Source organism: Arthrobacter sp. SE2, from assembly GCF_058244265.1.
In genome coordinates, this window is record NZ_JBZAYA010000008.1 from 172,435 (window position 1) to 194,268 (window position 21,834).

At 64.6% G+C, this 21,834-nt stretch carries 18 protein-coding genes and 2 riboswitches; of the genes, 6 read left to right on the forward strand and 12 right to left on the reverse strand.

The annotated features are described in order from the left end of the window. Positions 1 to 19: 19 nt before the first annotated feature. Together AC4CS3_RS13205 and AC4CS3_RS13210 are read right to left on the reverse strand one after the other, a co-directional pair. Positions 20 to 1,933, reverse strand: a complete 1,914-nt coding sequence (locus AC4CS3_RS13205) for an ABC transporter ATP-binding protein (RefSeq protein WP_441413758.1) — start codon at positions 1,931 to 1,933, stop codon at positions 20 to 22. Then, the gene (locus AC4CS3_RS13210) at positions 1,930 to 3,600 is read right to left on the reverse strand and encodes an ABC-F family ATP-binding cassette domain-containing protein (protein WP_490783870.1); all 1,671 of its coding nucleotides are present in this window, start codon (positions 3,598 to 3,600) and stop codon (positions 1,930 to 1,932) included. The genes AC4CS3_RS13205 and AC4CS3_RS13210 overlap by 4 nt, the downstream gene beginning before the upstream one ends. Before the next feature lie 207 nt (positions 3,601 to 3,807). Between AC4CS3_RS13210 and AC4CS3_RS13215 the strand changes: the two genes are divergently transcribed. The 5 genes from AC4CS3_RS13215 (at position 3,808) to AC4CS3_RS13235 (ending at position 7,797) form a co-directional block, all read left to right on the forward strand. Next, positions 3,808 to 4,533: a hypothetical protein gene (locus AC4CS3_RS13215; protein ID WP_490783871.1), complete on the forward strand. Its 726-nt coding sequence runs from the start codon at positions 3,808 to 3,810 to the stop codon at positions 4,531 to 4,533. Continuing rightward, the gene (locus AC4CS3_RS13220; RefSeq protein ID WP_490783872.1) at positions 4,530 to 5,237 is read left to right on the forward strand and encodes a hypothetical protein; all 708 of its coding nucleotides are present in this window, start codon (positions 4,530 to 4,532) and stop codon (positions 5,235 to 5,237) included. Before AC4CS3_RS13215 ends, AC4CS3_RS13220 begins: the two co-directional genes overlap by 4 nt. Before the next feature lie 246 nt (positions 5,238 to 5,483). After that, complete coding sequence (locus AC4CS3_RS13225; protein WP_437772589.1) at positions 5,484 to 6,302, forward strand: amino acid ABC transporter substrate-binding protein; 819 nt, start codon at positions 5,484 to 5,486, stop codon at positions 6,300 to 6,302. 15 nt (positions 6,303 to 6,317) lie between these two features. Then, positions 6,318 to 6,983 (forward strand): amino acid ABC transporter permease, encoded by a 666-nt coding sequence (locus AC4CS3_RS13230; RefSeq protein ID WP_441413754.1) that lies wholly within the window; start codon positions 6,318 to 6,320, stop codon positions 6,981 to 6,983. Beyond that, positions 6,970 to 7,797 carry an amino acid ABC transporter ATP-binding protein gene (locus AC4CS3_RS13235; protein ID WP_490783873.1) on the forward strand — a complete coding sequence of 276 codons (828 nt, stop codon included), beginning with the start codon at positions 6,970 to 6,972 and terminating at the stop codon, positions 7,795 to 7,797. The genes AC4CS3_RS13230 and AC4CS3_RS13235 overlap by 14 nt, the downstream gene beginning before the upstream one ends. A gap of 88 nt (positions 7,798 to 7,885) precedes the next feature. Here the strand turns inward: AC4CS3_RS13235 and AC4CS3_RS13240 are convergent, their stop codons facing one another. The 10 genes from AC4CS3_RS13240 to AC4CS3_RS13285 all read right to left on the reverse strand — a co-directional run bounded on the left by AC4CS3_RS13240 (position 7,886) and on the right by AC4CS3_RS13285 (position 20,443). Then, the gene (locus AC4CS3_RS13240; protein WP_490783874.1) at positions 7,886 to 10,912 is read right to left on the reverse strand and encodes an alpha-mannosidase; all 3,027 of its coding nucleotides are present in this window, start codon (positions 10,910 to 10,912) and stop codon (positions 7,886 to 7,888) included. Between the two features lie 164 nt (positions 10,913 to 11,076). Beyond that, a complete protein-coding gene (gene fdhD, locus AC4CS3_RS13245) occupies positions 11,077 to 11,952 on the reverse strand; it encodes a formate dehydrogenase accessory sulfurtransferase FdhD (protein ID WP_490783875.1) in 876 nt (291 codons plus the stop codon). 1 nt (position 11,953) lies between these two features. Then, entirely contained in the window at positions 11,954 to 14,290 is a 2,337-nt protein-coding gene (locus tag AC4CS3_RS13250) for an FdhF/YdeP family oxidoreductase (protein ID WP_490783876.1), read from the reverse strand. Between the two features lie 61 nt (positions 14,291 to 14,351). Then, positions 14,352 to 15,677 (reverse strand): molybdopterin molybdotransferase MoeA, encoded by a 1,326-nt coding sequence (locus AC4CS3_RS13255; protein ID WP_490783877.1) that lies wholly within the window; start codon positions 15,675 to 15,677, stop codon positions 14,352 to 14,354. Continuing rightward, positions 15,674 to 15,961 (reverse strand): DUF6457 domain-containing protein, encoded by a 288-nt coding sequence (locus AC4CS3_RS13260; RefSeq protein ID WP_234751566.1) that lies wholly within the window; start codon positions 15,959 to 15,961, stop codon positions 15,674 to 15,676. The genes AC4CS3_RS13255 and AC4CS3_RS13260 overlap by 4 nt, the downstream gene beginning before the upstream one ends. Positions 15,962 to 15,992: 31 nt before the next feature. Beyond that, on the reverse strand, positions 15,993 to 16,652 hold the full coding sequence (gene mobA / locus AC4CS3_RS13265) for a molybdenum cofactor guanylyltransferase (protein ID WP_490783878.1): 660 nt from the start codon (positions 16,650 to 16,652) through the stop codon (positions 15,993 to 15,995). A gap of 37 nt (positions 16,653 to 16,689) precedes the next feature. Next, positions 16,690 to 17,190: an HNH endonuclease gene (locus AC4CS3_RS13270; protein ID WP_490783879.1), complete on the reverse strand. Its 501-nt coding sequence runs from the start codon at positions 17,188 to 17,190 to the stop codon at positions 16,690 to 16,692. 320 nt (positions 17,191 to 17,510) lie between these two features. Then, positions 17,511 to 18,275, reverse strand: a complete 765-nt coding sequence (locus AC4CS3_RS13275) for an NlpC/P60 family protein (RefSeq protein ID WP_441413746.1) — start codon at positions 18,273 to 18,275, stop codon at positions 17,511 to 17,513. 5 nt (positions 18,276 to 18,280) lie between these two features. Then, positions 18,281 to 18,447: riboswitch (cyclic di-AMP (ydaO/yuaA leader) on the reverse strand. A 145-nt stretch (positions 18,448 to 18,592) separates the two neighbouring features. Further along, entirely contained in the window at positions 18,593 to 19,411 is an 819-nt protein-coding gene (locus tag AC4CS3_RS13280) for a M23 family metallopeptidase (protein ID WP_490783880.1), read from the reverse strand. Between the two features lie 2 nt (positions 19,412 to 19,413). After that, positions 19,414 to 19,621: riboswitch (cyclic di-AMP (ydaO/yuaA leader) on the reverse strand. A gap of 126 nt (positions 19,622 to 19,747) precedes the next feature. After that, on the reverse strand, positions 19,748 to 20,443 hold the full coding sequence (locus AC4CS3_RS13285) for an iron-dependent transcriptional repressor DtxR (RefSeq protein ID WP_345452396.1): 696 nt from the start codon (positions 20,441 to 20,443) through the stop codon (positions 19,748 to 19,750). Between the two features lie 249 nt (positions 20,444 to 20,692). Here AC4CS3_RS13285 and serC point away from each other — a divergent pair, with 249 nt between their 5' ends. Then, positions 20,693 to 21,823: a phosphoserine transaminase gene (gene serC, locus AC4CS3_RS13290; protein WP_490783881.1), complete on the forward strand. Its 1,131-nt coding sequence runs from the start codon at positions 20,693 to 20,695 to the stop codon at positions 21,821 to 21,823. Positions 21,824 to 21,834 lie beyond the last annotated feature (11 nt).

Genomic DNA, 21,834 nt, shown 5'->3' on the forward strand with positions numbered 1-21,834 from the left:
CGAACTGCCGGCACCGCGCCTACAGCTCCGGAACAGCTTCCTGTGCCACAGCCGTCGCCTCCGCGAACTGGGTGTTGTACAGCTCGGCGTAGCGACCGTCCGCGGCGAGGAGCTCTGCGTGCGTGCCGCGCTCAACGATCGATCCGTCCTCCACTACCAGGATGACATCGGCCGCCCGGATGGTGGAGAGGCGGTGGGCGATCACGACGGCGGTGCGTCCCTCGAGTGCCTCGCCCAAGGCCGCCTGGACGGCGGCTTCGTTCGTGGAATCCAGCGCCGCCGTGGCTTCGTCGAGGATGACGACCCTCGGTTGGGCGATGAGGAGGCGTGCGATGGTGAGCCGCTGGCGTTCCCCGCCGGAAAGGCGGTAGCCGCGCTCCCCCACGACGGTCTCCAGGCCATCCGGCAAGGAGCGGACCATCGCTTCGAGCCGGGCGCGCCGAAGCACGTCCCACATTTCCGCGTCCGTCGCTCCTGGCCGGGCCAACCGCAAGTTGGAGGCGATGCTTTCATGGAAGAGGTGGCCATCCTGGGTGACCATGCCCAGGGTCGCCCGGAGGGAGTCGAACGTTGCGTCCCGGACATCCAGGCCGGTACCTCGCCCGTGCCCGCCCAATCGCACGGCGCCGGAGTCGACGTCGTACAGGCGGGACAGCAGTTGGGCCACGGTTGACTTGCCCGCGCCCGAGGACCCTACGAGCGCCACGGTTTGCCCGGGCTCCACGCGGAAGCTGATTCCATGCAGGACCTCTTCGCCGCCGCGGGTATCAAGCGTCGCCACATCCTCCAGCGACGCAAGGGACACCTTCTCCGCGGACGGATAGCCGAAGCGGACGTCGTCGAACTCCACGGCAACGGGTCCCGAAGGCACCGCGACGGCGTCGGGCTTCTCCTGGATGAGCGGCTTAAGGTCCAGGATCTCGAAGACCCGCTCGAAGCTGACCAGCGCGCTCATGACCTCAACGTGGGCACTCGACAACGCGGTGAGCGGCGCATAGAGGCGGGTGAGCAGCAGCGCCAGCACGACGACGTCGCCCGCTGCCAGCTGCCCGCTCAGCGCAAGCCAACCGCCCAGTCCGTAAACGAGCGAGAGGGCCAGTGCGGAAACCAGTGTCAGTGCGGTGATGAACGTGAACTGCAACATGGCGGTGCGGACACCGATGTCCCGCACACGGCCGGCGCGCAGGGCGAACTCGGCGGACTCTTCATCCGGGCGGCCGAACAGTTTGACGAGCGTGGCGCCGGGTGCGGAGAAACGCTCTGTCATTTGGGTTCCCATGGCCGCGTTGTGGGACGCGGCTTCACGCCGGAGGTCGGCCAGCTTGGAGCCCATGCGGCGTGCGGGGATGAGGAAGATCGGCAGAAGCACCATCGCCAGGACGGTGACGAGCCAGGACGTGTTGAGCATGACCACGAGGGTCAGGACCAAGGACACGACGTTGCTGACCACTCCGGAGAGCGTGCCGGCGAAAGCCGACTGGGCTCCGATGACGTCGTTGTTGAGCCGGCTGACGAGGGCTCCGGTGCGGGTCCGGGTGAAGAAGGCGATGGGCATGCGCTGCACATGGTCGAACACCCGTGTCCGCAGGTCAACGATCACGCCTTCGCCGATCACGGAAGACAGCCACCGGGTCAGCAGTCCCACCCCGGCGTCGGCAACGGCCACGGCAGCGATGAGCGCGGCCAGCCCGATCACAACGTCCACGCCTGCATGGGCGATGAGCGCGTTCACCACCTTGCCGGCCAACACCGGGGTGGCCACCGCAAGGAATGCGCCGGCGATGGAGGCCAGTACGAAGGCAATCAGCTTGTTACGGTAGGGTTTCGCGAAAGCGAGCACGCGCTTGATGGTTTCCCGCGAAAACGGCTGGGAGCCGCTCTTGGCGCGGGTGATGTTGTAGAGCGAGCGCCAGGCGACGCCATCCATGCTCATGGCTTGTGATTCCCCATTCCGGAAGTGTGGTGCAGTTCGGTCACGGTGCCGTTGTCAAGGTGCCAGCGGGAATCGAGCCGGACGTTTTCGAGCAAGCGGCGGTCGTGCGTGACCAGCAGGAGCGCGCCTTCGTAGCCGTCGAGCGCATCCTCAAGCTGCTCGATCGCCGGCAGGTCGAGGTGGTTGGTGGGTTCGTCGAGGACCAGCAGGTTGACGCCGCGGGCCTGCAGCAGCGCGAGCGCCGCGCGGGTGCGTTCGCCCGGGGACAAGGAATCCACGGTCCGGGAGGTGTGGTCCGCCTTGAGGCCGAACTTGGCCAGCAGGGTGCGGACATCCGCGGAGTTCCATTCGATCAGGACGGATTCGACGGCGTCTGCCAGGGTGAGGTGCCCCGCCAGCAGTCCGCGGGCTTGGTCGATCTCGCCGATCGCCACGGACGCACCCATGGATGCGTCTCCGGCGTCGGGCTGTTGAAGCCCCAGCAGCAGGCGAAGGAGGGTGGACTTTCCTGCCCCGTTGGGTCCGGTGATGCCAATGCGTTCGCCGGCGTTGAGCTGGAGATTGACCGGTCCCAGCGTGAAGTCGCCTTGATGTGCCACGACGTCGCGCAAGGTTGCGACGACGGAGCTGGAGCGCGGAGCCTGGCCGATGCTGAACTGCAGCTGCCATTCCTTGCGCGGCTCTTCCACCTCGTCAAGCCGGGCGATGCGGGACTCCATCTGTCGGACTTTCTGGGCCTGCTTCTCCGAGGACTCCACGCTCGCAGCCCTGCGGATTTTGTCGTTGTCCGGGCTCTTCTTCATGGCGTTGCGGACGCCCTGCGAGCTCCATTCGCGCTGCGTCCGGGCCCGGGACACGAGATCAGCCTTGGTGTTGGCGAATTCCTCGTAGCGTTCGCGGGCGTGCCGTTTTGCCACCGCCCGCTCCTCGAGGAAGGAATCGTAACCGCCGTCGTAGACCGCCACGCTATTCTGGGCCAGGTCCAGTTCCAGCACCTTGGTGATGCAGCGTGTCAGGAACTCCCGGTCATGCGAGACCAATACGGCGCCACCGCGAAGGCCCTGGACGAATGATTCAAGCCGGGCGAGTCCGTCGAGGTCCAGGTCATTGGTTGGTTCGTCGAGGAGCACGACGTCGAAGCGGCTCAGCAGGAGCGCCGCCAAGGCAACGCGCGCAGCCTGCCCACCGGACAGGCCCATCATGAGCGCATCCGGACCCGATTCCAGGCCAAGGTCCGCCAATACCGCGGGGATCCGGTCCTCCAGGTCCGCGGCACCCGATGCCATCCAGCGGTCAAAAGCCAAGGAATACGCGTCGTCGGCATCCGGGGTCCCGGCCGCGAGCCCCTCGGCGCCGGTTTCCATCTCGGCCGTGGCCTGGGCGCAACCGGTGCGGCGCGCAATGTAGGCGGCCACGGTTTCGCCGGGGGTGCGTTCGTGTTCCTGGGGCAGCCAACCGACAAAGGCGTCGCTGGGAGCGAGGCTGACCGAGCCCTCTTGGGGGCGGTCAGCTCCTGCGAGGATGCGCAGCAGGGTGGATTTCCCGGCGCCGTTGGCGCCGACGACACCCACGACGTCTCCTGGCGCGACGGTGAGGGAGAGCTTCGAGAACAAGGTGCGGTGACCGTGGCCGCCGGAGAGCTCTTTGGCGACAAGCGTTGCAGTCATTGGTCTATCCTCTCACTGCTCCGCCCTTGAGCGGAAAGACCGGGGCATGGAAGAACCCGCTGGTCCGTACTTGGGGGGTGTGCGGACCAGCGGGTTCGAGAATCAAGCATAATTCAATGTGCGCGCATCGTAAAATCGACCTCGCAGTCCTCGCAGGTACCGTCTTCCAGAAACCTCCTGCGGGAACCGTCTATCAGAAAGTGGTTCATGTCCCTCCCCTCCAAGGCGTTCCAACGCTGGCTGCACGGGATCGCCCCGAACACCAGCACGGCCGATGTCTGCCGCTCTTCGGGAGTGAAACGCACCACGCTGGCCCAGCAATTGGTCCGCGGCAAGGTGGCCGAGAGTTCGCTCGTGAGCATCAGCCGGGCCTTCGACATGAATCCCTTCGACGCATTGGCACAATTCGAGGCGTACGCGGCGCTTCGCGGGACCCCGATTCCCCCCACTGATGCCGAACTCGTCAGCCAGGTCTCCACCATGGACCTGCTTCGTGCAGTCCTCGAGCGCTCGGACCCCCGGGACGGCGTCCCGTCGTTGGTCCTGGCGGAGACCCCGCACCCGAGTTCAGTCAGGAACTGGGTGGACGCGATCGACGACGGCGAGCTGCGCCACCGGGTGAGCGGCGCCACCGGGATCGCACCGCAGAACTTCTCCGCGCACCTGACAGCCAACCGCCTGCCCCCGGAACTGGCCTTGGCAACGTCCCGGGCGGCCGGCGTCGGACCGGCCGGAGGCCTCGTGGCCAGCGGCCTCGTCACCGAGGCGGAGGCGGGATGGCCCCCTGGTGCGCGGAGGGACGCCCTGGACCGGATGACCGAAGGCGAACTGGCACTGTTGGCCGGAGAGCGGCTGCAGGCCCTCGGCAAGGCCCTGCGCCGCCATGAGCATGAGCTCGACCACACGAACAGAATCTGGGAGAACCTGGGATGACCACCGTGTTGGCGTGGGCCACCCTCTCCATTTGCCTCGTCTTGACGGCCATTCGCATTCCGAGCGCCGTCCGGGGCGAGAACCGGATGATGTTCGTCCTGTTCGCACTGATTTCCCTCGACATCCTGCTGAGCATCGAGGGTCCTTATTTGTTGATCGACGCGTGGCTGGGCAGCTTCAACCTCTGTAACCTGCTGCTTCGGTTCATGCTGTACGGAACGTTCCTGCTCATGGGCATCAAGGTGGCGAGGGCCTTCGCTTCGCCCGGCGGCGAACGAGCCATCCGTGGCCCCGTTGGCTTGGCCGTTTTGGGAGCAACCGCGGTCCTCACGGCATTCTTCTTCTTCTCGATGGACACCTCAGGCTCCACCGTGGGCCTGGCCGGACTGGATCAGGGTCCGTCCCTCGAGGTCTACGCGGCTTTGGGCAGGTTCTACCCGGGCTACGTTGCCGTATGCCTCATCCCGGGGATCTGGCGATCCATTCGAGGTTCGGGTCCCGTTTTGCTCCGGGTCGCCTCCGCGACATTGCTCCTGGGCCTTGGGTTGCTGATCGTTTCGCAGGTCTTTCCGCTCATCCCGCTATCCAATACGTGGTTGCGGCCCCTCATCAACTACTTTGCCGCTCTGGCGACAGCGCTTGGCTTGGGAGGCATCTGGCTGTCCAAAATCGTTGCAAGCCGGACCCGCCGCACGGTAACGTAAAAACATACCGCGTAACCTCTTTCATAAATCCATTATATCGTGCCATAATTATGAATGTGTGAAGGCGACGCAGCCTGACCTTTGAATCAATGAACGGGTTTCCAAGGTTCGTGGCGCGTGCGGAAGCACTTTTGGGGGGATGAGTGGTGGCGGGCTGTTGGGGACCGCCCCCACTCAGCCTTTTTAAGCGTCCTCCCGTGTACGCCCGCACCACCCGGGTACGGTCCCGTGACTAAGATGGCTCTCATGAAGAGCCTGCTTACCCGCCGCACAGCACTGTCCGCAACCCTTGCCGCCGTCGCGCTGGCACTGACCGCTTGCGGCGGCGGCTCCTCGCCGTCGTCGACGTCGGGTGGAGACACCTCGCTGTCGGCCATCAAGTCCAAGGGCGAGATCGTCATCGCCACGGAAGGCACGTACCGGCCGTTCAGCTTCCACGAGAACGGGGCCGGTCCCCTCACGGGCTTCGACGTCGAGATCGCCCAGGCCGTGGCCGCCAAGCTCGGGGTAAAGGCGACCTTCCAGGAAACCCAGTTCGATGGCATCTTCGCGGGCCTGGATTCCAAGCGCTTCGACACTATTGCCAACCAGATTTCCATCAACCCCGAGCGCACGGCCAAGTATGACTTCTCGGCGCCTTACACGATCTCCAATGGCGTCGTCGTGACCAAGTCGGACAACAACTCCATCAACAGCTTCGCCGATCTCAAGGGCAAGACCACCGCCCAGTCGTTGACCAGCAACTTCTACAAGATGGCAGTTGACGCAGGCGCCAACGTCCAGTCCGTCGAAGGCTGGGCGCAGGCCGCCACACTGGTGCGCCAAGGCCGCGTCGACGCAACCGTCAACGACAAGCTGACCTACCTCGACTACGCCAAGAGCACCCCGGACTCCGGCTTGAAGATCGCCGCAGAAACCACCGACAAGACGCAGAGCGCCATGGTCTTCCGCAAGGGATCCACCGAACTCAAGAGCGCAGTGGACAAAGCACTCACGGACCTTCGAGCCGACGGCACCCTCGCCAAGATCTCCCAGAAGTACTTCGGCGCAGACGTTACCAAGTAGCCGGCGGCCAAGCAGATGACCTTCAACTGGGACCTCGTCTGGAGTTCCTTCGGGCCAATCATCGGCGGCGCCGTCACAGGAACCATCCCCTTGACCCTGGCCTCGTTCGCGTTTGGCCTGGCGTTGGCGCTGCTCGTCGCCCTCTTGCGCCTGAGCCCCAACAGGCTGCTCTCCGGCGTCGCGCGCTTCTACGTCTCCGTGATCCGCGGGACTCCCCTCCTGGTGCAGTTGTTCGTGATCTTCTATGGCCTCCCGAGCCTCGGCGTGAAGCTGGAGCCGTGGCCGAGCGCCATCATCGCGTTTTCCCTCAACGTGGGCGGCTACGCTGCCGAGGTCATCCGCGCCGCGATCCTGTCGGTGCCCAAGGGCCAATGGGAGGCCGGCCACACGATCGGCATGTCGCGGCCGCAAACGCTCGTGCGGATCATCCTCCCGCAAGCGGCCAGGGTGTCGGTGCCTCCACTGTCCAACACCTTCATTTCGCTTGTGAAGGACACCTCGCTGGCTTCACTCATCCTGGTCACCGAGCTTTTCCGCAACGCCCAGCAGATCGCCGCGTTCAGCCAGGAATTCATGATCCTGTACCTCGAATCCGCACTGGTCTACTGGGTTATTTGCCTCGTCCTCTCCACGGGCCAATCCGCCCTGGAGCGCAGATTGGACCGTTATGTCGCCCACTGAGCCAAGCAACGCCCCCCAAGGGAACTCCGCGCTGGTGCTGTCCGCGCGGGACCTCGCCAAAGCCTTCGGCAGCAACGAGGTGCTGCGCGGCATCGACGTCGACGTCCGCCGCGGACAAGTGGTCGCCTTGATCGGGCCCTCGGGTTCGGGAAAGACGACGGTCCTGCGCTCGCTCAACGGTCTCGAAGTGCCCGACGCCGGCACGGTCACCTTCGGGGACGCCGACGCCGGTACGGTCCGGGGGTCCGGCGCAGGACTGACCCTCGATTTCGCCGGCACAGTGGGCAAACGGGAGATCGCCGCCCTCCGGGACCGCAGTGCCATGGTGTTCCAGCACTACAACCTGTTCCCGCACATGACTGTGCTCAAGAACATCATCGAAGGACCACTCCAAGTCCAGAAACGGCCCCGGGCTGAAGTCGTGGCAGAGGCCGAGCGGCTCCTCGCCCGGGTAGGCCTCGCAGACAAACGCGACGCGTACCCCTTCGAGCTGTCAGGCGGCCAGCAACAACGCGTGGGAATCGTGCGTGCCTTGGCCCTCAAACCCCAACTGCTGCTCTTCGACGAGCCCACCTCTGCCCTGGACCCGGAACTCGTGGGTGAAGTGCTGGGCGTCATCAAGGAACTTGCCGACGAAGGGTGGACCATGGTGATCGTGACGCACGAGCTCGCCTTCGCCCGCCAGGTTGCCGATGAAGTCATCTTCATGGACGGCGGCGTGGTGGTCGAGCGAGGGCCGGCCGCGGAGGTCTTGCGGGAGCCGCGCGAGGAACGCACCAAGCAATTCGTCAAACGCCTCCAACACGACGTCTGACCCCCAACTAGCTCGCATTTGTTGTCGTTTTGGGCTTCCAAAACGACATTAACTGCGAGTCAGTTGGGTGGGCCGGGCACGCGACGGCCTAGCGGCTGAATCGCAAGGTCACCAACTGGAACGGGCGCAGGGTCAATTCGGCGGCACCCGCTCCGGGCGTCAGACCGGGAGCCTCAACGGGGCGCTCCAGGAGATCCACTGATTGCACCATCCGGGAATCGAAGTTCGCCGTGATGAGGCCCGTGGAGCGTTCTCCCAGCGATTCATAAAGCCGCACGATCACATCTCCAGAGCCGTCCTCAGCAAGCTTGACGGCTTCGATGACCAGCGCCTGGTTGAACACCGCGAAAAGCGGCTCCACGGGGTTCGCCCCTGCCAGCAACCTCGGTTTCAGGTTGGTCCGATAGCCCTCCTCCACGGCCCCGCCGATGCTGGCGCCGGGCCGGATGCTCAGATCCAGGACGTGCACACCAAGGTCGGCCTGGGGGTCCGGGAACTTGGGCGCCCGCAGCAGTGAAACACGGACGTTGGTGGTGGTTCCGCCGTCGTCGCGGATGCTCCGGGTGACGTCGTGCCCGTAGCTTGCCGCGTTGGAGATGGCGACGCCGTAACCCGGCTCTGCCACGTGGATCCAGCGGTGGGCGCAGAATTCGAACTTGGCAGCTTCCCAGGACGTGTTGGTGTGCGTCGCCCGGAATACGTGCCCGAACTGGGTCTCCGAGGCGGAACGGTCAGCACGGACATCCAGCGGGAAACCGATCTTCAGCAGTTTCTCGTGTTCCTGCCAGTCCACCGCGGTGGAAATGCCGAGGGACTCCGCGCCAGCTTCGAGGGAGATGCGCTGCGTGATGGTGGAGGAGCCCACAGTCCGCTCCACCACGACGACGGCGTCCCAGCCCGCGCTTTCCAGCGTCACCGATCGCGCCTCGACTACCGAGACGACGTTCCGGCGGTAGAACTCGTCGATGTCCCAGGCATCCCATTCGTTGGGCGTGTCCCGGTGGAGCTCAAGGTGGTTGCCGAACATCCCGGGCGCAATGGCTTCGCGGCCGGTTGCGTAATCCGAGAGGGACGTCAGCAATCCGTTGGCGTCCAGCACCGCGCGGACGATGCCGTTGTCCAAAACATAGCCGCCGGCGCGTTCTGCGACGTTGACCGGACTATCCGGGCGGACCGCTTCCGCAGCGGCGAGAGCCGGAACACCGGTGCGCTCATGCGGGGCCGCATTGAGCAGGAACATGGTGTCCCCCTCGCCCAGGAGTGCTGACGCGGCACCCGCAATGATGCCTTCCAGCTCCCGGGCGATCGCGGCATAGTTCCGCTCCGCATCCTGGTGGACCCACGCGATGGAACTGCCCGGCAGGATGTCGTGGAACTGCTGCAGCAGTACAAGTCGCCACAATCGCTTGAGGTCCGCCGCGGGATAGGTGAACGAACCTGCAGTCCGTACTGCCGCCGTCGAGCACCAAAGCTCGGCCTCGCGCAACAGGTGTTCCGAGCGGCGGTTCCCCTGTTTGGTGTTGGCTTGGCTCGTGTAGGTGCCTCTGTGCAGCTCGAGGTACATCTCCCCCACCCAGACCGGGAGGTTGCGGTACTCGGCCTCGGCCTGCGTGAAGAACTCCTTTGCGGTTCCCATGCGCACCTTCGGCGAGCCTTCGAGGTCCGCCGTCCGGTGCGCTGCGGCAACCATTTCGCGCGTGGGTCCGCCACCGCCGTCGCCGTAACCGAAGGGAACCAGCGATATGGTGCCGCGGCCGTGCTCCCGGTAGTTGCGCTGGGCATGGGCGAGTTCGCGGCCGTGAAGCTCGGAGTTGTAGGTGTCCACGGGCGGGAAGTGGGTGAAAAGCCGCGTGCCGTCGATGCCCTCCCAATTGAAGGTGTGGTGCGGCATCTTATTGACCTGGTTCCAGGAGATCTTCTGGGTCAGGAACCACCGGGAACCAGCGGACTTGACGATCTGCGGGAGGGCCCCGGAATATCCGAAGGAGTCGGGCAGCCAGGCCTCCTGGCAGTCGATGCCGAACTCCTGCAGGAAGAAGCTCTTGCCCTCCACGAATTGCCGGGCCATTGCCTCGCCGCCGGGCATGTTGGTGTCCGATTCCACCCACATGCCGCCGACCGGCACGAACTGCCCTGCCTTGACCTTCTCCCGGATCCGGATGAACAGCTCGGGATAGAACTCCTTCATCCACGCCAATTGCTGCGCCGAGGAGCAGGAGAAGACGAAATCGGGGCTCTCGTCCATGAGGGCGACAACGTTGGAGAACGTGCGGGCGCATTTGCGGATGGTTTCACGGACCGGCCATAGCCACGCCGAGTCGATGTGTGCGTGGCCGGTGGCCAGTAGTTCGTGGGCCGAGGCGTAAGCTGGCCGGCTCAAGACCTCGGCAAGGGCTTCCCTGCCGGCGACTGCTGTCCCGGCGACATCGTCCGGGTCCATGATGTCCAGCATGCGCTCAAAGGCGCGAAGGATCTCATGCCGCCGCGGCAGTTCGAAGGGTAGCTCGTGCATCAGCCCGCTGAGGGTCCAGATGTCTTGGTGGAGCTCCCACACCACCTCGTTGAGTTCGGCTATGGCTATGCGTCCAAGCCGGTAGTGAGGCTCGTCTCCGGAGGTGGACTTGTCCCCGAGCGGGGTTGCCGCGAAGCTCCACCCCTGGCTGAGATCCGGATTGGCCGCGGCTTCCACGTAGAAGTCCACCGAGAGTCCGCCACCCAGAAGCTTCAACGGGACATGTTGGTTGCGCGGAGAGATGGCCTTGATGATGGTGCCGTCCGGCCGCCAGGCGATGCCTTCGCACTGGAATCCGGGGGCGTCGATGCTGAAACCGAGATCGACGACGATCTCCACCGTAGTGCCATCGGCGACTCCCCAGCCCTCCGGGACCTCGCCACGAAGCCGAAGCCATTTGGTGCTCCAGGCCTTGCCCCACACGGCGCCGTGTTCCTGGGGTTCAAAGACCTGACGAAGTGCTTCGGAGACCGGGACCGGCTCTCCAGGGGCATCCCAGCTGCTCAGTTCAAGAGGCAGTGCGCGGCCATAGATGGCGGGAGCTATCCGCTCCCGGACAAAACGTTCGAGCCGCTTCTCGGTGATCCGGCGGTCGTCGTGCAATTGAAGTCCCCTTTGGCGGTGGGCTGGGTTGATTGCTTCCTTACCGTTACGAGCAGCTTAGTTAGCAAGGCCACTGTCCGGAGGAAACAGATTCCATTCGATGGATAAAATCTACGTTGTTCCTGGACAATAGCCAAGTGATTGGCGGCTATCCCTACAAGTCCCTAAATGGTGGCCGCAACACCCACCCGGTCACTGCCCGCGTAGACGTTGAGGCTGGTCCCCCGGCTGAAGCCCACCAGGGTCAAACCGGTCTCCTGCGCGAGCTCCACGGCAAGGCTGGACGGTGCGCTGACGGCGGCCAGAACCGGGATTCCTGCGAGCGCCGCCTTCTGGACTAGCTCGAAGGATGCCCTCCCGGAGACCTGCAGGACGGTGCCGCGCAGGGGCAACATTCCTTCGCGCAGCGCCCAGCCCACCACCTTGTCCACAGCGTTGTGTCTGCCCACGTCTTCCCGCAGGCACAATAGCTCGGCAGCGCCGCCTGCGCCGTCGTCGTGGATTCTGAAGAGGCCGGCGGCATGCACTCCCCCGGTCTTGTCGAAGACTGCCTGTGCTTCGCGAAGGCGGTCAGGCAGCGAGGCCAGAACCTCGACCGGGACGCTCAGGGCGTCATCCGCTGGGTTGAAGTGGGAGGATTTGCGCACTGCCTCGATGGAGTCGGTGCCGCAGATCCCGCACGAGCTGGAGGTGTAGACGTTGCGGCCGGTCTCGGGAAGGACGACGTCGGGACGCAACTGCGCCTCCACGACGTTGAAGGTCTGAACGCCGTTCTCGTCCTCACCGGCGCAGAAGCGCAGCGAAATGAGCTGGGCCGGGTCCCAGATGACACCTTCGGAGACCAGGAAGCCCGCCACGAGGTCGAAATCGTCGCCAGGGGTCCGCATGGTCACCGAGAAGGACATGTGCCCCAGGCGCACCTCGAGCGGCTCCTCGACGGCCAGGAAGTCCTCGCGGTAGCGGACCGGGTGCTCCAGCGCCTGGGCGGAGCCATCCAGGACGAATTTGTGCACCTTGCGGCGCTGGGTCACCCGTCCCATCTCAGATACCCACCGTTCCGGCGGCTTCCTTGTGTTCGGCAGCTTCACCGTGCTTGACGAACCGCACCGTCATGGCCTTGTAGCCGGGCGTGTTGGATTCGCGGGCAACGAGTTCCCGGTGGACCAGGGCGTTGGCCTCCGGGAAGTACGCGGCTGCGCAACCCTTGGCCGTGGGGTAGGCAACCAGCCGGAACTTGTCCGCCCGGCGTTCCGTTCCGCCGAAAGTGGAGATGACGTCCACCATGTCCCTGTCCTCGAAGCCGAGTTCGCTGAGATCGTCCTCGTGGACCAGGATGACCCGGCGGCCTTCGGAAATGCCCCGGTAGCGGTCGTCCAAGCCGTAGAACGTGGTGTTGTACTGGTCGTGGCTGCGGACCGTCTGGAGGATCAGGTGGCCGGCCGGGGCTTCAAGGTACTCCAGCGGGCTCACGGTGAATCGTGCCTTCCCGATGTCCGTTGCGAACGTGCGGGTGTCGCGTGGTGGATTGGGCAGGACGAAGCCGTTCTTGGTCCGCACCCTTGCGTTGAAGTCCTCGAAACCGGGGATCACCCTGGAGATGTGGTCCCGGATGACGTCGTAGTCCTCGGCCATGGCACGCCAATCCACAGGGTGGTTGTCCCCGAGGACCGCCTGTGCCATTCGTGCGACGATGACAGGTTCGCTGAGCAAATGCTCCGAGATCGGAGTCAAGCGGCCTTGGGTGGAGTGGATGACGGACATGGAGTCTTCCACGGAGAGGATCTGCCGTCCGCCCGGGTGTTTGTCGTCCGTGTCCGTTCGGCCCAGGGTAGGCAGGATCAGGGAGGTCTTGCCGTGCACCACGTGGGCACGGTTGGGCTTGGTGGAGATGTGCACCGTCAGCCCGGCCCTCTTGAGCCCTTCCTCCAGCGCGACGGTGTCCGAGCCTGCCGCGGCGAAGTTGCCGCCCATGGAAACGAACACGTCCACCTCGCCCTTCTCCAAGGCGTGTTGGGTTTCCACGGAGTCGTACCCGTGCGCCCGGGGGGTCGTGAATCCAAACTCTTTGTCCAAGGCTGCCAGGAAGCCTTCGGAAGGCTTCTCCCAGATGCCCATGGTGCGGTCGCCCTGCACGTTGGAGTGGCCACGGACGGGACAGGCGCCGGCGCCACGCTTGCCGAAGTTTCCCTGCAAGAGCAGCAGGTTGATGATTTCCCGCAAGGTATCCACAGAGTGGGGCTGCTGGGTCAGGCCCAGCGCCCAGCAAATGATGGTGCCCTTCGAAGCGGCCAGCATGCCGGCCACCTTGGTGATTTCAATGCGGCTCAAGCCCGTGGCGCGTTCCGTCTCGACCCAATCCAGCGCCGCCCGGGCCTCGGCGTAGGCCTCGAAGCCGTCGGTCTGCGCCTCGATGAAGGCGCGGTCCACCACTGTTCCCGGCTGCCGCTTCTCCTCCTCCAGCAGGAGGTGGCCCAATGCCTGGAACAAGGCAAGGTCGCCGCCCACCTTGATCTGCAGGAATTCATCGGCGATGTCCGTGCCACCGCCCACCACGCCGTTGAGCGACTGGGGATCCTTGAAGTTCAAGAGCCCGGCTTCCGGCAGAGGATTGACGGCGACGACCTTGCCCCCGTTGTTCTTGCAATCACGCAAGGCGGAGAGCATGCGCGGATGGTTCGTGCCCGGGTTCTGGCCCACGACGAGCACCAGTTGCGCTTCGTGGATGTCTTCCAGCGAGACTGTGCCCTTGCCGATGCCGATGGTCGGGTTGAGGGCGCTCCCGGAAGACTCGTGGCACATGTTCGAGCAGTCGGGCAGGTTGTTGGTGCCCAGGCTGCGGGCGAACAGCTGGTACATGAACGCGGTCTCGTTGGCCGTGCGCCCGGAGGTGTAGAAAACGCAGCGGTCCGGCGTGGTGGCATTCACGTGTTCGCCGATCAGGGCGAAAGCATCCGTCCAGCTGATCGGAGAATAGTGTGTGTCGCCAGGGCGGATGACGACCGGCTCGGCAATGCGGCCTTGGCTGCCGAGCCAGTATTCGGTCTTGTCCTTGAGTTCGGCCAGGGAGTGCCGTGCCCAGAACTCCGCGTCGACCACGCGAGTGGTGCTCTCCTCGGCGATTGCCTTGGCACCGTTTTCACAGAACTCGGCTGGACTGCGTTTGCCGGTGATGGACTCCGGCCAGGCGCAGCCGGGACAGTCGAAGCCGTCCCGTTGGTTGACGCGGAGCATTGACTTGACGGTCCGGCTGACGCCCGCTTGGGCCCAACCGCGTTCCAATGCCACGGTGACTGCCTTGACGCCCGCGGCGGAGCGCTTTGGTGGGTGGATCTGGAGGTCATCTTCGTTGATGTCCTGCTCGGGTGCATGCCTGTTCATGTCCCCATCATTGCAAGGCCTGACTCTCTAATCCACCCGCGTCCATTCGGCGCCGGAACTCTCAGCCTGTCAGGGCGCTCCAGTCGACCGGCCCGGACGAAACCTTGCGGGCCGGCTTGGCAGGAGTCTTCTTGGCCTTGTCTTCCGAGGACTTCGGCAGGGGAAGCGGCGGCCCCCACGGCAACGGAAAAGCGGGCACTGCCTCGCCCAGTTGCACGCCGTGCGGCGGCACCACCATGACTCCGTCCGCACTGGCGAGGCCGCGCATCATCCCGGGCCCCGCATGCTGGGCCGGCGAGGCCAGGCCGTACACGAACCTGAAGGGAAGCAAGCGCGTGCGTCCGGGATCGGCGTCGAGCATTGCACCGCAAGGAACCTCGCCGACCTCCGGCAGCGCCCCGTGCCCCAGCCCCGCGAGAAGCGGTGCACCGATCGTGAAAAGGACCATCATGGCCGCGAGCGGATTGCCGGGGAGACCCAGCACGAAGCGCCCGTCGGGCAGTTCGGCCAGCACGCCAGGATGTCCCGGACGCATCGCAATTCCGTCAATCAGCAAGCGTCCGCCGAGATCCGCAATGGCCCGCCGGAAGTGGTCGGTCCCCGAGCGGCCGGTTCCACCGGTGGTGATGACGACGTCGGCGGGTGGCGCGTCCGGCGACAGCTCGCCTTCTTCAAGGCCCGAGAGCCATTCTTCATAGGAGTCGCCCACCTTGATTTGCTCGCCGCGGATCCCGCCAAGGAGCTCGACGACGGCGCCAAGCTGGGGACCGAAAGTATCCCGCACCCGCCCGGGGACCGGGACACCCGCGGTCACCACTTCGGAACCGGTCAGGAGCATTTTCACGAGGGGCTTGCCCAGCACGTCGAGTTCATCGCGCCCGGCCAAGGCAGCCAGGGCGAGATGGGCCGGGTTCAGGACGACGCCCGATTTGATCAGCAGCTCGCCCGCCGCAGCTTCTTCTCCCGCGTTGCGGATGTGTTGACCGTTGCGCGGTTCGCCCGGCTTCGCGTTCCCGCCGAGCGCGAGCAGCGGCAAGCCATCTTCGTCCGTGCTCAGGACCCCGCTCTCGCTCCGCAGCACGGCCTTGGCCCCCGGCGGGATCAGGCCACCGGTGGCGATAGGACTCGCTTGGTGCGGTGCCAGCCGATGGCCGGGTTCGGCGAGGATCCATGGGCCGCTGCCGTTGACCGCCCAGCCATCCATCGCAGAGGACGCATAGTGCGGCAGGTCCTGCAGGGCGTGGACATCCGCGGCCAAGGTCCTGCCGATGGCGTCCTTCAACGCAATGGGCGCGGCGGGAATGGGCGTGGCACTATCGAAGGCAAGTTGCCGTGCCTCGGCCCACAAGTGGTCGGCATGCGGGACATGCCCGGGGGCATCCGTCATCCGGCGTCGGTTCCGGGATTCGTATAGTCCTTCGCGAGCGTGCGGGCCAGGCCCATGGCGGCATCCATCGATGCAGCTTCAGTCGCTTGTCCCGAACCCGCAGCAAGTCCAGCCGCGAAGCCCGCAATGAAGGTGGTCAAGGGAGCCGCCGGCCGGACCACTGAATGGGCTGCAACGCCTGCCAGGGACAGGATCTCGTTGATGTCGATCTCGACGTCTTCCAGCTCATACGCTTGCAGCAGGCTCCTGCACCATTCCTCGAGCGTTTCTTCCTGGCTCTTCACGATCCGCCTCCACTGTCCGGTCCAGCTGTTGTCACGGCAGGTCGCCGTCCACTCCAAGCGCCGCGGCATCGTCCCAGGTATCCACGTCATCGGTGGACCCCGCGGGGACAGGCACGGCCAGCAGATCAAGCCTAGCAAGCAGTCGGAAGACCGCGGCGTTGGCCAGGCCACCTTGTTCTGCCGCTGCCAGCACTTCCCGTTGCAAAGCAGATACCCGGTAGATGCCGAGCAGCGGCTGCTTCCGGCCGTCGGCGGATACGGACATGGCCCCTTCCGCTTCCTCGTGGCCTGCAAGTTCCCGAAGCAGGACCGGAACCGCGGCGGCGGCCAGGGGCATATCGCAGGCCAGGACCAGGACCCAGGGCGCATGTTCCGGGGACGGGCTCACGCCTTCTTGCGCTTCGGTGTCTTGCCCTTCGCCGTCTTGCGCTTCTCTGTCTTGCCCTAGGGCGAAGAGTCCGGCGGCGATCGCGGCTGCCGGTCCGGCGTAGGGCGGGTCCTCCCGTGCGGTCAATGTGCCGTCCGGCAAAGTGCCGGGATCCGGTCCGACGACGACGACCCTCCCGGCGCCGCGCGAAGCCGCGACGGCACGCTGAAGGAGGGTGGCGCCGTCGTACCTCAACTGGGCTTTGGGCACGCCGCCGAGGCGGGAGGACTTGCCACCCGCCAATATCACCGCATCAAAGTCCACCCGCCCAGATTACCCGGGAAGCAGGCTCAATTCCGGTTCAGGCCGCCGATTCGGGCAGGAGGAAGGGATCCCATGCGGGCGCAGGTTTCTCAAGCTCCTTGATCTGCCAGATAGCCCCGGTGGGCGCCGCCGGAGTGAACCTCAGTTTCCAGCCCATCTCGGCAGGGGTGTGGTCACTCTTGGCGTTGTTGCAGCGCAAGCACGCTGCCACCAGGTTTTCCCAGGAATCCGCGCCGCCCCTGGATTTGGGGTGGACGTGGTCAATGGTGTGCGCTGCTTTCCCGCAATAGGCGCAACGGTGACCGTCGCGGCGCAAGACGCCGCGGCGTGTAACCGCCGTCATGGTGTTGTACCTCGGCCGGATGTAGCGATTGAGCAGAATCACGGAGGGACGTCCGAGAATCTCCTGTGGCCCGACGACAGGCTCGTCGCCTTCGGCCACTACGCTCGCTTTTCCGGTGAGCACAAGGACCAGCGCCCGGCGGAAGGTTACTACCGCCAGCGGTTCATATCCAGCATTCAGAACGAGTGTGCGCATGCACGTACCTCTTCACGGCCGCACCCGTCAGGGGCGCGAGGGCCGGCTGCCCTCTGCATGTACGGGCTGTGGATCGACAACCTAAGAGTAAACACCCGGAGGCCAGATCAACGAATCCTTGCGGGAGTTCCAGCGCGGTGTAGGTCAAAGTTCATGTGCCGGACACATGGCCGGAACCTTTCACGCACCCGGGAGATACTCCTCGAATCGTCCCTTTGAGACTGCCTGGAGCAGTGATTTAGCGCATGCTGGTTAAAACAGAACATCCCCGCCGGCGGACCAGCGGGGATGTTCCAGTGAAGCTATGTAGCCGGAGCTATTTAGCCACCAACGCGGATGAAGACCGGGCCGGAGCCAACGTTGACGCTGTAAAGGGCGGTGGTGCCACCGTTCCAGCCGCCGTGGACTGCCATGCCGTTGCCGACGTAAACGGCGATGTGGGCCATGCCCATGCCACCGTTCTGGTAGTAGACCAAGTCTCCCGGCTGCGCTTCAGCAGCGCTGACCGTACGGCCAAGGGAGAGGTAGTCTGCCGGCCAGCCGTGGAAGTTGATCCCAACAGCGGCCAGGGAGTTCGAAGCCAGGGCGGTGCAGTCCTGGGCAACGCCAAGCTGAGCGTAAGCTGCGGCAGCAATCGCTGCGCCCTTGCCGCTGGCAACCTTCGTGGCGGGTGAAACAGCAGCGGTGACAGAGAGCGTCGAGGCGCCGGTAGCGGCACCCGTCGCAGCCTGCGTGGCCGGAGCAGCTTCCTGCGTGGCAACCGGAGCTGCGACAACCGGAGCAGCTTCGGTGGAGACCGCCGGGCGCTCGTACTTGATGGCGACGGAGGAGTCGGCCGAAATGCTGGCTTGGGCGATGGACTGGACTTCCAGGGCGGAGGTCGAAGTGGACTCGCGGGGGACATTGGTTTCTGCAGCGTTGGCTGCGATACCGCTAGTAAGCACCAGACCGGAAGCAGCTGCGATAACCGCTGCCTGACGGCCTACGCCACCGGCGTTGCTGCCGACAGTCTTAGCGATAACGGCAAGCGAGTTGGTCTTGGTGACCGCGGCACGGTGGCGCGCAACAGTAGAGCGTGAAGACACGTTAAGAGGCCTCTCCCTATGCCCGCGAGGTAAGCTGTCGGATTCGGATGGGAGTCATCCGGCCACACTTCTCCCTCTCGGAAGTTGTGCGACTTAACCCCAAGGCCATCCGTGAAGATGACCAAAAGTGGGTCCCCCGCCTCTGCCAGACGATGTTTTGCGAACGGAACCTCGAGCAGTGGCAGAGCTAGGCAATCCACTCGAGTGCATCAACTCTCTAAAAGTTGATGCGTCTTAGACGGTACATGAGTTTTGGCTGAATGTCACATTCAGGTCACGGAGCGTGACAAGCATGCGAGAGGCTTCCATCGGATTGGCTACAGCCAGCCCAGGGGGTCAACGACGTCGCCGTTGACCATGACTTCAAAGTGGAGGTGGCAGCCCGTGGAGGCGCCCGTGGTGCCGCTCAATGCAATGACATCGCCGCGGCTGACCGTTTGGCCCACCTGGACGTTGAACGACGACAAATGGTTGTACGTGGTTTCCAGGCCGTTGCCGTGGTCCACCACAATGCGGTTTCCGCCGCCATACGGATGCCAGCCAGCGAAAGTGACCTTACCGGCCGCGGCAGCATGGACCTGGGTGCCGCACTGGGCCACGAAGTCCTGACCTCGGTGAAACTCTCCCAAGCCGCCCGTGATGGGATTCACGCGGTAGCCGAAAGGCGAGGCCGTTGTCAGGGTGTCCAGCGGCGCCCCCAGGGTGCCCTTGGAGGACGACGTCTTGATGGTACCGACGGACTGCGCACTCAAGAGCTGCTTAAGCTTGGTGTCCGGATCTGCAGTGGTGGAAACCGCAGCACGGCTGAAGTCGATCGTGGCGCTCGCCGCGGCCGGAATCTCAGGCTGGCTGCCCACTGCCAAGGCGGTTTGGTTTGACTCGGGCGTGGCCGTCATAGCGCCGGCGCCCGGCAAGGCGACCGTCAGGATGAGGCCCGTAGCGGCAAGGGCCACTCCGGCCTTCTGTCCTGCTCCGCTTGCGGCGGCGAACTCGGCCATCTGCCGCAAGGGACCCTTGCGGCGGCGAAGTTCGCGATGGGGATCGCGGGGCCGGTCGTGCTCGACGGCGGTTGTGCTCCGCAGCACAGCAGTAGGACCGGACGCGCGCCTGCGGCCCCTGGTGTTCTGCGTGGTCAAGGTTTTCCTCTCTGGCAAGCCTGCGAAGTTAGCTGTCGGATTCGGGCCAGAGAGATCGTGGACCCGGTCCGCGCGAAGGGCACAAAACGCAAGGTACCCGGAGGGGCCTTGCGCTGTTCGCACTCCTGCTACGGACTTCACCCCAAGGCCGTCTTTCGACAGCCGATGGTGGTTCCTCCGTTTCTGCCAGTGAATGGACTAATCCACCTGATCCGCTGGCAGAACTCGGCTTCGGATCAGGTAACGCTTTGGTATCGGCGCCAGTATTTAACTATAGGGGATTAAGCCCCCGCGGTAATAATTTCGTTACCTTTGCCGACCGCATCGGCGGGCCGGCTAGGCGACCGTGACAAACACGTGCGAGGCAACCTCGGGCGGCAGCTCCAGCGCGCCGTCGATATTGGGCACGCGAACGGAGATGTACTCCCCCACACGTTCCAGGGAAACCCTGGCGCCGGGGCGGATTCCACCCTCGTCCAGCTGCACCAGAAGTTCAGGCTCCACCTGGATCGGTTCAGCCAGTCGACTGACGGTGACCCTGTTTTCAGGTGAGTATTCGTTCATCGCGTCAAGAAGATTGACCACGCCATCCGTAAAGGCGTGGGACGCGACTCCGCCGAGCGCTTCGAGTCCGGGAATGGGGTTGCCATAAGGCGATTCCGTGGGGTGGTCCAGCAGTTCATAGAGCCGCCGTTCCACGCGCTCACTCATGACATGCTCCCAGCGGCATGCTTCATCGTGGACGTAGGCCCAGTCCAGTCCAATGACATCTGCCAGGAGCCGTTCGGCGAGCCGGTGCTTGCGCATGACCTCGGTGGCGCGTTTCCGGCCCGTTTCGGTCAGCTCAAGGTGCCTGTCGTTGGACACAATCACCAGACCGTCGCGCTCCATCCGCCCGATCGTCTGGGAAACGGTGGGGCCGGAGTGCCGCAAGCGCTCGGCGATGCGTGCGCGAAGAGCCACGATGTTCTCTTCTTCAAGCTCCAAAATGGTCCGAAGATACATCTCAGTGGTATCGATCAGATCCGTCATCCAGCTCAGCTCCTCGAGCGCAGTATCTTGCGTATTTTCGCCAGCTCCAAGCTTAGCTTATTTGGAATTACTCCGGATAATTCCGGCGCTTGTCCAGCGCCGCCCCGAACAAGTGCTTTCCACGTGGCGGACTATGACAGCTTCGGTTCTGCCCCCGCCTGCGGCTTCAGGCAGAATTGGGGAGTCGAAGGGGCAGCTTGCCACCTGCCACGACCCATCTAGGCCGCTACTTCACCATTGGAGCATCCCGTGAGCGACAACAGCATCACTATCCCCGCCGATTTGCTGCCCAAGGACGGCCGCTTCGGCGCCGGGCCCTCCAAGGTCCGCCCGGAGCAGATCGAGGCCCTCTCCGCCGCCTCGACAACGATCCTCGGCACCTCCCACCGCCAGGCACCCGTCAAGAACCTGGTGGGCTCCGTCCGCGAGGGACTTAGCCAGTTCTTCCTTGCACCCGAGGGCTACGAGGTGATCCTCGGCGTCGGAGGCTCCACCGCGTTCTGGGACGTCGCCAGCTTCGGCCTGGTCGAGAAGAAGGCCCAGCACCTCTCCTTCGGTGAGTTCGGTTCCAAGTTCGCTTCGGCAACCAACAAGGCACCTTTCCTTGAAACTTCGTCCATTATCAAGTCCGAGCCTGGCACCCGGCCGGTTTCCCAGGCCGAAGCAGGCGTGGACGTATACGCATGGCCGCAGAACGAAACTTCGACGGGCGTGGCCGCTCCGGTCAAGCGGGTTCAGGGCAGTGACGACGGCGCCTTGGTCCTGGTGGATGCGACGTCCGCAGCCGGCGGCCTGGATGTTGATGTTGCCGAAGCTGACGTCTACTACTTCGCCCCGCAAAAGAACTTTGCCTCCGACGGCGGCCTGTGGCTGGGGCTCTTCTCCCCCGCCGCCCTGGAGCGCGCGGCCCGCATCAAGGCAAGCGGCCGCTGGATCCCCGATTTCCTCGATCTGCAGACGGCTATCGACAACTCGAAGCTCAACCAGACCTACAACACCCCGTCCCTGTCCACCTTGGTGACGTTGGATGCCCAGGTCCAGTGGCTCAACAAGAATGGCGGCCTGGACTTTGCTTCCGGACGCACCGCGGACTCCGCAGGCCGGATCTACGACTGGGCCGAGGCTTCCGAGTACGCCACCCCGTTCGTCGCGAAGGCCGAGGACCGCTCCAATGTCATTGCCACGATCGATTTCGACGACTCGATCGATGCCGCGGCCATCGCCAAGGTGCTGCGCGCCAACGGGATTGTGGACACGGAGCCGTACCGCAAGCTGGGCCGCAACCAGCTGCGCATTGCTACCTTCGTTGCCATCGAGCCGGACGACGTCTCTGCATTGCTCGCCAGCATCGACTTCGTGGTGGGCGAACTGAAGAAGTAAGGGCCTGCCGC